Raw genomic sequence first — 13,888 nt, 5'->3', positions numbered from 1 at the left:
CGACAAGAGAACAGAGAATTCACCGAGCTGATGGCAGCGCGGCCTGTGTGAGGGGCATGGGATGCAGATCAAGCCACGCCAGCATCTGCTGGACATCTGGCAGGCGATCGCCCGCCACTCCTTCGACGGTGGGGAGTGGGCATGGGGCAAATGGGGCGGAGAGAGCAGCGTCGCCGACGCGGAGCGCCTGCTCTGCCTGCTGTACCCGGCCACCGAGATCCCGGCCTTCCGGCTGGACGACCCGGACACCACACAGGACGACGTCCAGCAGACGATGCGCAAGGCCGGCGGACGGCTGGAGATCCCCGCGAACCTCGTCGCCGCAGCAGCCCAGTTCATGCGCATGCACACCGGCGAGGACAAGCGGCCGTCGTTCGCCGGCGGCTACTACTTCTCCTCCAGGGACAAGGACCGGGACCTCACCAAGGAACAGCGTGAGCTCGGGGTGGTCGACTCGTACTCGATGTCCATCACCCTGTGCCTGGCCACACTCGGCTTCCTCAAGGTCTACGAGTCCAAGACCCGCCGCAGCGACGTCCTGGAGACCATCCAGGAACTGCGCCTCGCCACCAGCGCCCGGCTCACCGCCGCCATGGTGAGCCTGCTGCGCTCCTTCACCGTCAACGTCTTCGACACCGACTCCTCCCAGGGCCGTACGCTGTGCGAACTCCTCGGCCAGGGGCGGCTGTCGCAGCGCCACGTCGTGCAGAAGTTCCAGCGCCGCTTCCGCGCGCTGCGCGCCGCCATCGGGGAGAGCCTCACCCTCGGCCTCGACGTCGAGGAGGGCCTCAAGGACGAGAGCCAGCTCTTCGAGTGCGGCTGGGGCTGGAGCATCATCAAGGACGCGCCCGAGGTGGAGACCGACGAACCGATCGGGACCCAGCCCCAGGGCGTCGCCAACGCGGTGCCGTACCTCTACTTCACCGTCGTCGCCCTCGACGGCATCCAGGACCTGTTCTCCGACCGGACCCTCACCCTGGGCCTGCTCAACCCCGAACAGCAGAAGCTCGCCGAGGCGTTACGCCTCCGATGGGAGATCACCCAGCAGTTCTGGTCGGGCATCGCGCGCTTCGACACCGACCGCTGGCCCCTGGAGGACATCCCCTGGCGCACCACCGGCCAGAAGCTGGAATCCGAGTACTTCTCCCTCTCCGTCGCCGCCATCCTCATCCACGACCTGATGCGCCGCCGGGCCACCGACGACGACCTGACCCGCACCGTCAGGATCATGGAACGCCTCGCCGAACGCGGCCGCATCACCAGCCGCATGACCCGCGACGACCCCATGGTCCGGCTGCACAACCCCGGCGTCACCCTGCCGCTGCAGGGCAGCGAACGCATCGGCCCGCCCATGCAGTGGACCATGACCGACTTCTCGGCGCAGCTGCTCAAGCGGACCATCCAGCTGTGCACGCTCTCCCGCAACCTCGACGCACACGACCGGCTGCTGAGACTCGCCGAGGACATCTTCGGCCACGTGTGGCGCCGCCGCCTGCGCGACGGCGAGGCCGTCGGCCTGTGGGACAACGTCCACGCCGCCTACCCGGACTCCCCGTCCCTCGACGTACCGGTGTCCTGGAGCATCACCGAACGCGTCACCGAGGTGATGGTCCAGGTCCAGGAGATGTACAAGCAGCCGCCGATCCGCAGCACGAAACTGACCGACCTCGCCCAGGCGCTGCTGAGCGAGTCCACGCACCTCCTCGGCAACGAGCAGATGGAGCCCGCGCCCGCCAGCGAGGGCAACCGCGGCCTGGAACTCAGGGGCATCGAGGTCAAGTTGCGCCGCGCTCGCACGCTCGTGGACGAACAACCCGGCACCGCCTGCGCGTTGGCCCTCGACGTCCTCGGACAGCTGGACGCCCTGGCCCGGGCCCGCGAAGCCGCGGCCCAGGGGGTGTGAGCCGTGCTCCTGTTCGCCGCCTCCGACAAGGGAGGCACGGGCCGCTCCGTCACCAGCGCCAACCTCGCCTACCACCGCGCGCTGGCCGGCGACGACGTCTGCTACCTGGACTTCGACTTCGGCTCGCCCACCGCGTCGGCCGTCTTCGACGTGCCCGACGCACGCCAGGCCGCCGAGGACCGCGGACTGCACTCCTATCTGGTGGGCGACGTCGGCGAACCGGCCCGCGTCGACGTCTGGTCCGAAACCGAGCACCGGGTGCTGCGCAACCGGCCGCCCGGCTCCGGCCGCCTGGTGCTCATGCCCGGCGACCTCAGCGGCGGCGAGTTCGCCACCACCGACGACAACCTGCGCCGCTGCGTGGACCTCCTGCTCCGGCTCAACAGCGAGTTCGACCTGATCGTCGTCGACCTCAGCGCCGGCCGCAGCTACGCCGTCGACATGGTCCTGGAGGCCACCGCGCAGCGCGAGATGAGCGGCGTGCAGTTCCGCTGGCTCGTCTTCCACCGCTGGACCCGCCAGCACGTGGCCGCCGCCGCCAGCCTGGTCTTCGGCAGGCGCGGCATCGTCGCCGGAGGCGTGGCCCGCGGCCACGACGAGGACGCGCTGCGCGCCGTCATCCGCTTCGTACGGGCCGCCGTCCCCGATCCCGAGTCGGCCCTGTGGTCCCAGGTGTCGGCCACCCAGTCGGCGTGGATGCGCGAGTGCGACCGGGACCTCAAGCACCTCGCCTCCGCCCAGGGCATCGGCTACAGCCAGGTCCTCGGCTCCGTGCCCCTGGAGCCCGTCCTGCAGTGGCGCGAACAGCTCATCACCGACGAGGACGTGCTCGACAGCCAGATCGCCAACAGGGAGACCTGGGAGGCGCTGAGCGAGCTGGCCGGACGGCTCACCGACGACAAGTACTGGGAGCAGCCGTGACGGAAGCCGTGTTCCGCGAGACCACCGCAGAGCCCCGCACCCAGTCCGTCCCGCTGTCCCACCTCTCCCTGGAGCTCGGCCACCTCTACATGGAGGACTTCGAGGCCGGCCCCGAGCGGCTGCGTGAGCACTTCGCCGAGGTACGGATCTGGGTGGACGCCGCCCGTGCCGCCGCCGCCCGCCGCACCGGCGGCAAGCGGCCCCGCATCAGCACCTGCTTCCTCGTCGACGACTACTTCACCCGCTTCTCCACGCCCGCCGAACTCGTCCCCGTGATCCTCGAAGAGGCCGAGCGGGCCGGACTGGTCATCGACTACCTCGCCCGCGAATCGGGCTGCGCCGTCGCCGACAAGATCGAGCTGGCCGAGGCCGTGATGCACCGCCTCGTCGAGTCGCCGCCGCCGGGCAGCCACGGCTCCCGCCCGCCCGTCAGCCAGACCGGCTGGCTCGCCAACGGGCAGCGCAGCCCCACCTCCCGCCGCGCCATGGAGGTCAGCGTCTGGCAGCCGCCCCAGGAGACCGCGGCCCGCAACCACTCCGTGTTCATGGACGTCGAACTGTGGTCGGAGAAGGACGGACAACGCCTGTGGTCCTGCCCGTTCCTCGCCGCCGTCTGGCAACTGGCCCGCCTCGGCCTCCTGCGCCACCTCGGCGAGCCCGTGCTCACCCCGCGCCCCTGGAACGGCGCCGACTTCCCCTACGACTGGGACCGGTTGCCGCCGCTGATCCAGCTCAACGCCTCCGCGACACCCTTCAGCGCGTACCGCACCTGCACCCTGATGCCGAACCGCTTCCTGGCCGTCGAGGACGCCGTCCGGCTCATCCTCGACCAGACGGACGTCGACGCGGGCGCGCTGCGGCAGGTCGCCGAGCGCTCCGCGCGCGAGGGCGCCACCGTGCCGGCGGCCGTCGCGCAGCGCGCCACCTACGTGTTCTACGAGGAGCCCGCCCCCGCCTTCTCCCCCGGGGAGACCTGAGATGCCGGCCCCCGGACAGTCGGCCCGCCCGGTTCTCGCCTGCGGCGAGGTGCGCACCGGCCTGCTGCCGTCCTTCCAGGCGCTGGACGGCCGGGCCGCCGCCCAACTGCTGCGGCTGCGCGCCGACGAACTGGTCCGCGTCTCCGAACGCCCCAACCTGTACGCGCTCTCCCCGGAGGTCCTCACCGGAGTCGACTGCCGGCTGCCCACCTCCAACGGAGCCAAGGTGCGCGGCGTCGGCACGGTGGCCGCCCGCGCCGCGCTCACCGAAGGCCGCGTCCTGCAGGCCACCGCCTACTTCAGCGCCCCGGCCGCCGGCCCCGACATGCGCCGCCCCTGGGGCCACTACCTCGTCAGGCCCGGCCTGGTCGAACCCTTCGGGAAGCTCCCCGAACAGGCCACCGCCGAGGGCGTGCTGCGGGGCGGCGGACGCGGCGAACTGGACCTCGGGATGATCGCCGAGGGTCTGTTCGCCCAGGTGGTGCGCCATCCGCTGCTCGACCACAAGGCACCCTTCAAGTCCCGGCGCACCCATCTGCGCTGGGCCGCACGGCGCGCCCCCGAGGGCGAGGGGCCGTCACTGGAGCGCTTCACGCTCGCCGAGGACGGGCTGCGGACCGTTCAGCTGCGGCTGCCGCAGGACACCCCGGCCGCCGCGGCGGCGGGTCTGTGCGAGGACCTCGCCCTGCACGACTGGCTGCTGACGACCGTGGTGCACATGCTCGACAGCAGCAGGCTCGGCGCGGCGGACGGCCCCTCGGCCGTCCTGGCCCTGCGCCCGGCCGTCGATCACCTACTGCATCTGTGGATGCCCCGCGCCCACGTGGACCGCACGCTGGGCCACCTGTGGGACGTGCTGGAACGGGAACCGGGGTTCACCCGCCAGTGGCAGACCCTGGTCCAGCGCATCCGCGACCAACTGGCCGTCCAGGCCGTTCCGTTGCTGCACGAGGCACTGAGTACGCGCTGAAGGGCGGCACAACGACACACCCGACGGGGGAGGCTCATATGAACGGAGCATCGACAGGGGAAGTCAGGACCGCGCCGAGGACCCAGGATCAGACGCAGATTCCGAAGCTCCTCAGGAAGACACTGTTCACGGTCTTAGTCGCCGGCGGCACCTGGGTCCTGACCAGTGTCCTCAACCAGGACAAGAACCAGGTGTGGCAGCTGACCGTGTCCGTCGTCCTCGGCGGCGCCGCGCTGATCATCCAGTACCTCGTGGAGTTCGAGCAGCGGCTGGAGACCATGGAGGCGGGCCACAAGAAGCGCATCCGCGAGATGAAGGACAGCCTGGCCGAGCACCACGCGCAGATGCGCGCGGCCGTCGACGAGAGCTTCGCCAAGATCAACGACGCCACGGAGCTGTTCAGCCAGGTGGACCGGTCGGTGCTCCGCTCCGACGGGGTGACCCGGCTGGCCCGCAAGTACACCCAGGTCGGCGAGCACGGTTCGGAGATCGTCAAGACCTTCGCCCAGGAGGAGATCGGCCGGCTCGCCTCGCTGATGGAGAGCCTCAGCAACGGCAGCGCCGACTGCCCCGGAGAGAACCACGACTGGCTGATCGATCTCACCACCTGCGCCAGGAAGACGGTGTACGCGACCAGCACCTCGGTGGACCGTGACTTCTGGTTCAGCGAGCCCGCGAACCGCTATCTGAAGGCGCAGGAAGAGGCGATCAAGCAGCGCGGTGTGGAGGTGCGGCGGCTGTTCCTCGTCAGCAGGCCCGAGGAGCGCACGGAGAGCCTGGAACGACTGTGCGACCGGCACCGGGAGTTCGGCATCGACGCGCGCATCGCGGTCCGGTCGCTGCTGCCGCCGCGCGCCCAGGTGACCCCGCTCAACGACTTCATCCTCTTCGACGGGGAGCTCTCCTACGAGACCGAGCCGGACGTGGAGATCGTGCCCGCCAAGACCTTGCTGAAGATGACCCGGCAGCACGTGGAGGAGCGGGTCAACCGCTTCAACGTGCTGTGGGAGGCCACCGAGCCCAGCGACCCGGACCCCGAGCCCGAACCGAGCACGGCGTCCGGCTGAACCCTGCGAGGCGGCTCGACGTCGCGGCGGCCACGGCGGCCCGCGACGGCGGCCGCCTCTGCCGGGAGAGGCCGGGAGAGTGACGGGTCACTCGGACATCTCCGACAAGTTGCGTGCTCCGGACAGTGGCGGGCAGCATGGCACAGTCAGCACGAAGCTGCTGTTCACAGCACGTGCGTACGCGCTTCTGACTCTGGTCGACAACAGCGACCGATCCCATCGGATCCCGTCGGATCCCATCGGAACGTCGTGATCGAGTTCCTCGGGCAACCGCTTTCGCGGAGCCGGCCGCAGGCCGACCTGAAACAGCAGCACTCAAGGCGCCATGGGGCGTCCATCAGGAGGTGTTTCATGAGCAGCATCGCCGAGTGGCTCGAACAGAACGTCACGACCGACAAGCGCGCGCTCGACTGGTACCAGGAACCGGAATGCGAACCCCGTATCGTACGGGCCTACCGCGAACTGCTGAGCGGCTACGAGATCGACACCTCGACCATCCTCAAGACCACGGTCGAGGTCAAGGGCGAGCACGCCGGCGTGGTCCGCGTGCACGACATCAACTACTACTCGATCTGCGCGCACCACTTCCTGCCCTTCTACGGCAAGGTGGCGATCTCGTACGTGCCCGGCGACCGGATCCTGGGCCTCGGCAAGTTCCCCCGGCTGGTACAGGCGTTCAGCCGCAGGTTCCAGATCCAGGAGCACCTCGTGAAGGACATCGCGGAGGAGATCATGACCTCGGGCGGCGCCCGTGCGGCGCGGGTCGTCTCCACCGGCCGGCACATGTGCATGTGCAGCCGGGGCCCGTCCGACCAGACGGTGATCACCGACACCTCCTATGTCGCGGGCGACAAGGAGCTGTTCCTCCGGTACGGCCTGGACGACTGACGGGCCCGTCGGCCGACGCGCCCGGCTTCGCGCCCAGGACACCGGGCTGTCCGCCGCGCGAAGCCGCGCCGTCCGGCGCGCCCGGCACGTCCGGCACGTCCGTGACGGGAGGCCGGAGATCGGTGATGAGACATGAAACTGGACTTCCTTCCACCGCACGCGCTGAACGACGGCGCCGAGCACCACTACTGTCTGCGCTGCCACCGCGAGCCGGTGGAGTGGCGCACCACCGGCGGCCGGCGGCACTGCGTGTGCCCCGCCTGCGGTCACACCGCCGACCGTGCGCTGGTGCTCGATCCCGCGGTCCGGTGGTGGACGGACGCCGACGGCGAATACTGGCACGAGACGGCGGGCGTGTTCGTCCATGACGTCCGCGGCCGCCTCCTGTTCTTCGACCGCACGGCGTTCCCCTTCGGCCTGACGATCCCCGCCGGACACGTCGAGTGCGGCGAGCACCCCGGCGAGGCGGCGGCGCGCGAACTCCGGGAGGAGACCGGCATCGCCGGTGCGCCGCTGGAACACCTGGCCCGCATCCCCGTACCCGGTGACGGCTGCCGCCGCGGCGCCGACGCCCATCTGTGGCACGTCTACCGCACCGCCGACGCGGTGGACACCGGCCTCACGGTGCACCTCGGCCCGGAGGGCACCTCGGCCGTATGGCTGACACCCGACGAGGCGCTGCGCCATCCGGTCCCGGTCACCTACGCCGTACGCCGCCTGCTGGACGCCTACCGGGGCGCGCCGGTCTCCTCCCGAGCGACCGGTTGACGCCGGTGGCCCGGGGCACGTCAGACGCCCGTGCCGGGGTTCCGGCGCGGGCCGGACGACGGGAATGGACCGGACTGGCCGTCCTCGCGCTGCCGACGATGCTCATCGGTCTCGACATGACCGTGCTGCACCTGGCCGCGCCCCACCTCAGCGAGCGACTGCATCCGAGCACCACGGAACTGCTGTGGATCATCGACATCTACGGCTTCATGGTCGCCGGCTTCCTCGCCACCATGGGAACGCTGGGGGACCGGATCGGGCGCCGCAGACTCCTGCTCTCGGGTGCCGCCGCCTTCGCAGCGGCCTCGCTGCTCGCCGCCTGCTCGTCCGGCGTGGGGATGCTCATCGCCTCGCGGGCGCTGCTCGGGGTCGCCGGGGCCACGTTGATGCCGTCGACGCTCTCCCTGATCAGCAACATGTTCCGCGACCCGGGGCAGCGGCGGATCGCGGTCGCGGTGTGGATGACCAACTTCAGCATCGGCGGAATGATCGGCCCGCTGATCGGCGGGCTGTTCCTGGAGCACTACTGGTACGGCTCGGTGTTCCTGCTCGGGGTGCCGGTGGGCATCGTCCTGCTGATCGCCGGCCCGCTGCTGCTGCCCGAATTCCGCGACCCGCAGGCCGGGCGGCTCGATCCGCTCAGCGCCGCCCTGTCCATCGCGACCGTGCTGCCGGTGGTCTACGGCTTCAAACAGATCGCCCAGCACGGCCTCCACGCACTGCCGCTGCTGAGCATGGTCGCGGGACTCTGCCTCGGTGCGGTCTTCGTGCGCAGGCAGTTGAAGCTCGCCGACCCCATGCTCGACCTGAGGCTGTTCTCCCGCCCGGCGTTCGGGGTGTCGCTCGGCGGGCTGACCCTCGGGCTCTTCGCGGTGACCGGCACGCAGTTCCTGCTCCTGCAGTACTTCCAACTGGTGCTGGGACTGTCCCCCCTGGCGACCGGGCTGTGGACGCTGCCCGCGGTGGCGGCGGGCGTGGTGGGCGCGCTGCTGGCCCCGCTCGCGGCGAACCGGACGAACCCGCTCTGGATCATGTCGGGTGGGTTCCTGCTGTCCGTACCGGGCCTGGTACTGCTCACCCAGGCACGCACGACATCCGGACCGGTCCCCGCCGTCATCGCCTTCGCCATCGCCTCCTTCGGCATCCAGGCGGCGCTCGCCCTGACCAACGACGTGATCATTAGCAGCGCCCCACCCGAACGTGCCGGCAACGCCTCGGGCGTCGGGGAGACCGGCGCGAACCTGGGCGAGGCGCTGGGCGTGGCCGTCGCCGGATCCGTCGCCGCGGCCGTGTACCGGGCGACGATGGACGGCGGCAGCCTTCCGGGCCGCATCGGACCCGACCTCACCGAGGCCGCCCGCGCCACCCTGGGCGGCGCCGCCGAGGCCGCCGGCCGGCTGCCGGAACGGCTCGGTGACGAACTCCTCGCCCTCGCCCGAAGGGCCTTCACGGACGGCCTGCACGCGGCGGCCCTGCTCAACATCGGGGTCCTGCTGGCCCTGGCCGCGGCCCACCTGACGTTGCTGCGCCACGAGACGGCACACCGGGACGCCGGCGAACTCGACCCGGAACTCCGGGAGGCGACGGTGCCGGACGGGCGGTAGGCCGGTGGGCGGCCCGTACGGGTGATGATGCGGGATCTCGGCGGCTTCTGCGCCTGGCGTCGAGTTTAGTGAATGCTAAACTCGCGGAAGGGCTGAAGGTGGAAGAACAGCGGGACGTCTATCTGACCGCCGAGGTGGATCAGTGGCTTCACGATCTGGAGAAAGGCGATCTTGGTTCATACGTGCTGGTGAACCAGGCGATCTGGGTCCTTGCGTGCCATGGACCTGCCGAGGGGCGCCCTCTGGTTGACCGGGTCAAGGGGTCTTCCTTGCACAATCTCAAGGAGTTGCGTCCGGGCTCGACTGGCCGGAGTGAGATGCGCCTCTTGTTCATGTTCGACCCATGGCGATCCGCGATCCTCCTTGTGGCGGGGGACAAAGCCGGAAACTGGGACGCCTGGTATGACGAGGCGATCCCGCTCGCCGAACGTCGTTACACGGAATACCTGGCTGATCGGAAGAAGGAGTCGGGGAAGTGAACGGATACACCAAGTGGTCGACCGGCGGGCACCGTGAGCGGGCGGAGGAACTGTCCGGCGGGCGCGACGCGTTTCTCGAAGGAGCCCAGCGGTTGCTCGCCGAGGCACGGGCCTGGCGGCTCGTCGAGATGCGGCGGGAGCGGGGCTGCACCCAGGCGCAGGTGGCCGAGCGCATGGGTGTGAGCAAGGGGCGTGTCTCGCAGATCGAGAGTGGCCAGGTCTCCGGTACGGATGTCGTGGCGAGGTACGTCGAAGCGCTGGGCGGAAGCCTGGTGATCGTCGCGGTTTTCGCCGACGGGGAGCTGCGCAAGGTCGGTTGACGTCCGTTGACCGGAGCGGACGAGGCACCGTTGGACCGCCCGCTTCTTGGCCAGTGTCGTGCTTCCACGGGCCGAGTCAAGGGCGCTTCGCGTCGGCTTCGCCGATCGGCCTCCGGCCGACCCTTGACACGACCCGCTCCAGCACGGGGAAGAAGCGAGCGGGCGGCCGGGGGAGCAGCGGGGGCCCAGGTAAGCCGCAGGGCCCGTCGGCTGCCCCGCGCCCGGAGGCGGACGGCGCGTCAGCACCTCACATGCACGCCGGGCCGGCTCAGCGTCCGCCGCAGGGCGGATGGGCGCGCCGGCACCTCGCATGCACGCCGGGTGGGTTCGGCGGCGATCGCCCGGTAGGCGGGACTGGCGCGGCCGGTGTGACTCGGGTGGCCTTGGGGGTAGTGCTCAGGAGCAATTGGAGGATTTGTGCCATCGAGGCAGCCCCTGACGAGGAGGGAGAGGCCCCACCGTGGCACAGATCCTCCAATCGGTGAGTCGCCCACCCATCCGCCCCCCGCCGAGACTCCGTCTTGCCGCAGACGCTGAGCCGGCCCGGCGTGCATGCGAGGTGCTGAAGCGTCCGCCCGGTCTTGCCGCAGACGCCGAGCCGGCCCGGCGTGCCCTGACGGGCTGTCGCGCCGACCGACTCCGGGTGCTGCCCGGCCCACGGCCGTGCGGCCTACCTGGGGGGCCCGGCTTTCCGGGCCGTCCGCTCGCTTCCTCCCCGTGCTGGAGCGCTCCGAGTCAAGGGTCGGCCGGAGGCCGATCGGCGAAGCCGACGCGAAGCGCCCTTTACTCGGAGCGCGGAAGCACGACACTGGCTAGAAGCGGGCGGTCCTCACCGTACGGATGAACTCCGTCCACGCCGCCGGGCCTTGAGGGGGACGGCACCGCCGGGCACCTTGCTGTCGCGGACGGGGACCATGCCGGCGGCTCCGGCAGCGACCTCGACGCAACTGCCGCCGTCGCCGTCGCCGTGGCCGTCACTGTGGCCGGAGACGAAAACCCGGGCCCGCAAATCCACTTGCGTGAGCCCCGCGCGCAACGCCCCTTTACTGCCTCTCACCTGTAGTGCGTGAACTCCTGCCGAAGTGTAGATGCAGAGCGTCACCGTGAGGACGCGAAGCGTAAAACCCGCAAAGGAAGGGGAGGAAGGGGAGCACGTGTCTGCGGCACATGTATCACCCGGGGGACGGCACTCGGCGCGGTGCGTCGAAGAGGCGGAGGACATTGTGAAGGAGTTGCGGGCGGCGCTCGCGAGCGCCGGAATCCTGTTGCCGTCGCTCCGGCTCGACCCGGCGAGTGTTGCGCGTGAGGCGCCCTGTCCACTCGTTGGATTGGGCGGCTGTTCCGCCGACGCCGCCGCCCGCCTCACGGCGGCCCTGCGCGCCGAGCGGGTCGCGGAGGTGGGATGAGGCTGCCGATCGGGGCGTACGCCGTCGACGTCCGCACCGGACGGGTGGGTGTGGTGATGGGGTACGAGGGGCCGTACGTGCAGCTGCGACCGTACGGCGGCGGCAGGGAGTGGGACGTCGAGCCGGAGGCCGTACGCATCGCGACCCCAGCCGAGCGCCTGAGTGCGGCGACCGCGTACGCCAACGCCCGCAGCCGGGGCGAGGTGCCGTGAACGGCCGCCTTCCCGGGAGGGTCCGTCCCCCGTCTCAGCCGGAGCGGTGGCGGGCGATGGTCCGCAGCAGGGACGCGACCGCCGCGATGAGGGTGACGAACACGGCCGTGACGGTCACCATCGCTGTGGGGGCCGAGCGCAGGCCGGGGCCGGCCGTGACGAAGAAGAGCATGCCGAACACGGTGACCCCCAGGGAGCTGGCGAACTGCTGGGTGGTGCTGAGAGTGCCGGAGGCGGACCCCGCCTCCGCCGGGCCGACGCGGGCCAGTGCGAAGCCGATCAGCGGCGGCAGCAGGAGGCCGTTGCCGAGGCCGATGAGGGCGAGCGCGGGCATCAGCGCGGGGCCGGTGACGTCGTTCCCGGCGATCGCGAGGTGGGCGGCGAGGGCGGTCAGACCCGTGATGATCAGCGCGGCCCCGGCGGCGGGCACGGCCGTTCCGTGCCGGGCCGTCAGCCGCCCGCTGAGCAGGGAGGCGGTGCTGAACAGCACGGCCTGGGGGACGAAGACCACGGCTGCCGTGACGGGGCGGGCGCCGAGGCCGCTTTGCAGGAGGAGGGCGAGCGTGAACAGGTAGGCGCCGAAGTAGGACTGGAAGAGGCCCACCGCGAGGAGCACGGTCGTGAAGGGGCGGTTGCCGAGCAGTCCGGGATGCACCACGGGGTCGCCGCCGCGCTTGCGCAGGGTCCGCTGCCAGCCCAGCGTCAGCCGGCCCGTGGGGACGGCGACGGCAGGGCAGATCCAGGTCCACACCGGCCAGCCCTCCTGGCGGCCGAGCGACAGCGGCGCCAGGACCAGGGCCAGGGTGAGCGTGACGCCCGCCGCCCCCAGTGGATCGAACCGCCGGCTCGTCCGGTCCCGTGCGGGCGGTGGCAGCACGAGCAGGGCGAACCCGGCGGCGATCAGGCCGACCGGCACGTTCACCAGGAAGACGGTGCGCCAGCCGAGGCCAAGGACGTCCGCTTCCAGCAGCAGTCCGCCGAGCAACTGCCCGGTGACCGCGCCGATCCCGTTGACGGCGCCGTACCACGCGGTGGCCCGGCCCCGGTGCGCGGCCGGGAAGTGGGCCGTGACCAGCGAGAGCACCTGCGGCACCATCACGGCCGCCGCGAGGCCCTGTGCCAGCCGGGCCCCGACGAGTTGGGCCGGGGACTGGGCGAGCCCGCACAGCAGCGAGGTCGCCGTGAAGGCGGACAGGCCGGTGACGAACATCCGCCGGTAGCCGTACCGGTCGCCGAGCCGGCCGCCGGTCACCAGGCCCGCCGCGTACGCGAACCCGTAGCCGGCGACGACGAGTTCCAGCGCCGCGTCGCTCATGCGCAGATCGGTGTGGAGCGCCGCCGCGGCGATGTTGACCACGAAGAGGTCGAAGCTCGCCATGAAGGTGGCGCTGAGTGCCACGGCGAGCATGCGCCACGCGCGGGGATCCGGTGCGGCGCGCTCCCCGGCGGCCGGGGAGGGGGCGGCGGACGGACCGGAGCGGGCAGGGGAGCGGGTCATGAAAAACATCGATATCACCGATATGTCCATCTGCTGGTCTCCGGCTCGCCCGGCCGCCCGGGCTCGCGTGAGGGCAGAATGGGCTCATGAGCCTGTTCCGCGACGACGGCATCGTGCTGCGCACCCAGAAGCTGGGTGAGGCGGACCGGATCATCACCCTGCTCACCCGCGGGCACGGACGCGTGCGCGCCGTGGCCCGGGGGGTGCGGCGGACCAAGTCGAAGTTCGGGGCCCGGCTGGAGCCCTTCTCCCATGTGGACGTGCAGTTCTTCGCGCGGGGGAGCGAGCTGGTGGGGCGCGGCCTGCCTCTGTGCACGCAGAGCGAGACCATCGCTCCCTACGGCGGCGGCATCGTGACCGACTACGCGCGCTACACGGCCGGCACGGCCATGCTGGAGACCGCCGAGCGCTTCACCGACCACGAGGGCGAGCCGGCGGTGCAGCAGTATCTGCTGCTGGTCGGCGGACTGCGCACCCTTGCCCGGGGCGAGCACGCGCCGCACCTCGTGCTGGACGCCTTCCTGCTGCGCTCCCTCGCCGTCAACGGCTACGCGCCCAGCTTCGGCGACTGCGCGAAGTGCGGCATACCCGGCCCGAACCGCTTCTTCTCCGTGGCGTCGGGCGGGGCCGTCTGCGGCGACTGCCGGGTGCCGGGCAGCGTCGTACCCTCGCCGCGGGCCCTCGAACTGCTCGGCGCGCTGCTCACGGGAGACTGGGAGACCGCGGACGCGTGCGAGCCGCGGTACGTCCGGGAGGGCAGCGGACTGGTGTCGGCGTATCTGCACTGGCACCTGGAGCGCGGACTGCGCTCGCTCCGGTACGTGGAGCAGTAGGCGGAACAGCAGAAACAGCAGCAGAAACAGCAGCAGAAACAG

14 protein-coding genes are annotated in these 13,888 nt (G+C 71.0%); 12 read left to right on the top strand and 2 right to left on the bottom strand.

Translation table 11 applies throughout. The annotated features are described in order from the left end of the window. Positions 1-61: 61 nt before the first annotated feature. The 10 genes from ACZ79I_RS13040 (at position 62) to ACZ79I_RS12995 (ending at position 9,897) form a co-directional block, all read left to right on the top strand. Positions 62-1,903, top strand: a complete 1,842-nt coding sequence (locus tag ACZ79I_RS13040) for an SCO2524 family protein (RefSeq protein WP_471497135.1) — start codon at positions 62-64, stop codon at positions 1,901-1,903. 3 nt (positions 1,904-1,906) lie between these two features. Next, a complete protein-coding gene (locus tag ACZ79I_RS13035; protein WP_471497133.1) occupies positions 1,907-2,824 on the top strand; it encodes an SCO2523 family variant P-loop protein in 918 nt (305 codons plus the stop codon). Beyond that, positions 2,821-3,801 (top strand): SCO2522 family protein, encoded by a 981-nt coding sequence (locus tag ACZ79I_RS13030; RefSeq protein ID WP_471497131.1) that lies wholly within the window; start codon positions 2,821-2,823, stop codon positions 3,799-3,801. Before ACZ79I_RS13035 ends, ACZ79I_RS13030 begins: the two co-directional genes overlap by 4 nt. A 1-nt stretch (position 3,802) precedes the next feature. Further along, positions 3,803-4,771: an SCO2521 family protein gene (locus ACZ79I_RS13025; protein WP_471497129.1), complete on the top strand. Its 969-nt coding sequence runs from the start codon at positions 3,803-3,805 to the stop codon at positions 4,769-4,771. 38 nt (positions 4,772-4,809) lie between these two features. Then, complete coding sequence (locus ACZ79I_RS13020) at positions 4,810-5,838, top strand: DUF6879 family protein (protein ID WP_471497127.1); 1,029 nt, start codon at positions 4,810-4,812, stop codon at positions 5,836-5,838. 351 nt (positions 5,839-6,189) lie between these two features. Then, complete coding sequence (folE, locus tag ACZ79I_RS13015) at positions 6,190-6,726, top strand: GTP cyclohydrolase I (protein ID WP_381077615.1); 537 nt, start codon at positions 6,190-6,192, stop codon at positions 6,724-6,726. A 132-nt stretch (positions 6,727-6,858) separates the two neighbouring features. Next, positions 6,859-7,494, top strand: a complete 636-nt coding sequence (locus tag ACZ79I_RS13010; RefSeq protein ID WP_471497125.1) for an NUDIX hydrolase — start codon at positions 6,859-6,861, stop codon at positions 7,492-7,494. A gap of 98 nt (positions 7,495-7,592) precedes the next feature. Continuing rightward, a complete protein-coding gene (locus tag ACZ79I_RS13005) occupies positions 7,593-9,098 on the top strand; it encodes an MFS transporter (protein WP_471497123.1) in 1,506 nt (501 codons plus the stop codon). Between the two features lie 98 nt (positions 9,099-9,196). After that, positions 9,197-9,577: a type II toxin-antitoxin system RelE/ParE family toxin gene (locus ACZ79I_RS13000; protein ID WP_471504911.1), complete on the top strand. Its 381-nt coding sequence runs from the start codon at positions 9,197-9,199 to the stop codon at positions 9,575-9,577. Next, positions 9,574-9,897, top strand: a complete 324-nt coding sequence (locus ACZ79I_RS12995; RefSeq protein ID WP_471497121.1) for a helix-turn-helix domain-containing protein — start codon at positions 9,574-9,576, stop codon at positions 9,895-9,897. The genes ACZ79I_RS13000 and ACZ79I_RS12995 overlap by 4 nt, the downstream gene beginning before the upstream one ends. Positions 9,898-10,726: 829 nt before the next feature. On the opposite strand, the gene ACZ79I_RS12990 is transcribed toward ACZ79I_RS12995, so the two are convergent. Further along, complete coding sequence (locus ACZ79I_RS12990; RefSeq protein ID WP_471497119.1) at positions 10,727-11,119, bottom strand: DUF397 domain-containing protein; 393 nt, start codon at positions 11,117-11,119, stop codon at positions 10,727-10,729. Between the two features lie 180 nt (positions 11,120-11,299). Here ACZ79I_RS12990 and ACZ79I_RS12985 point away from each other — a divergent pair, with 180 nt between their 5' ends. After that, positions 11,300-11,515: a hypothetical protein gene (locus ACZ79I_RS12985; RefSeq protein WP_471497117.1), complete on the top strand. Its 216-nt coding sequence runs from the start codon at positions 11,300-11,302 to the stop codon at positions 11,513-11,515. Positions 11,516-11,549: 34 nt separating this feature from the next. Here ACZ79I_RS12985 and ACZ79I_RS12980 read toward each other — a convergent pair whose 3' ends face one another. Next, the gene (locus ACZ79I_RS12980) at positions 11,550-13,013 is read right to left on the bottom strand and encodes an MFS transporter (RefSeq protein WP_471497116.1); all 1,464 of its coding nucleotides are present in this window, start codon (positions 13,011-13,013) and stop codon (positions 11,550-11,552) included. 86 nt (positions 13,014-13,099) lie between these two features. Here ACZ79I_RS12980 and recO point away from each other — a divergent pair, with 86 nt between their 5' ends. Then, complete coding sequence (gene recO / locus ACZ79I_RS12975; protein WP_471497114.1) at positions 13,100-13,846, top strand: DNA repair protein RecO; 747 nt, start codon at positions 13,100-13,102, stop codon at positions 13,844-13,846. Positions 13,847-13,888 lie beyond the last annotated feature (42 nt).

It is taken from the genome of Streptomyces sp. PSU-S4-23, assembly GCF_055632315.1.
Note: the sequence above shows the minus strand (reverse complement) of the source record. Positions and strands in the feature narration are given on the sequence as shown.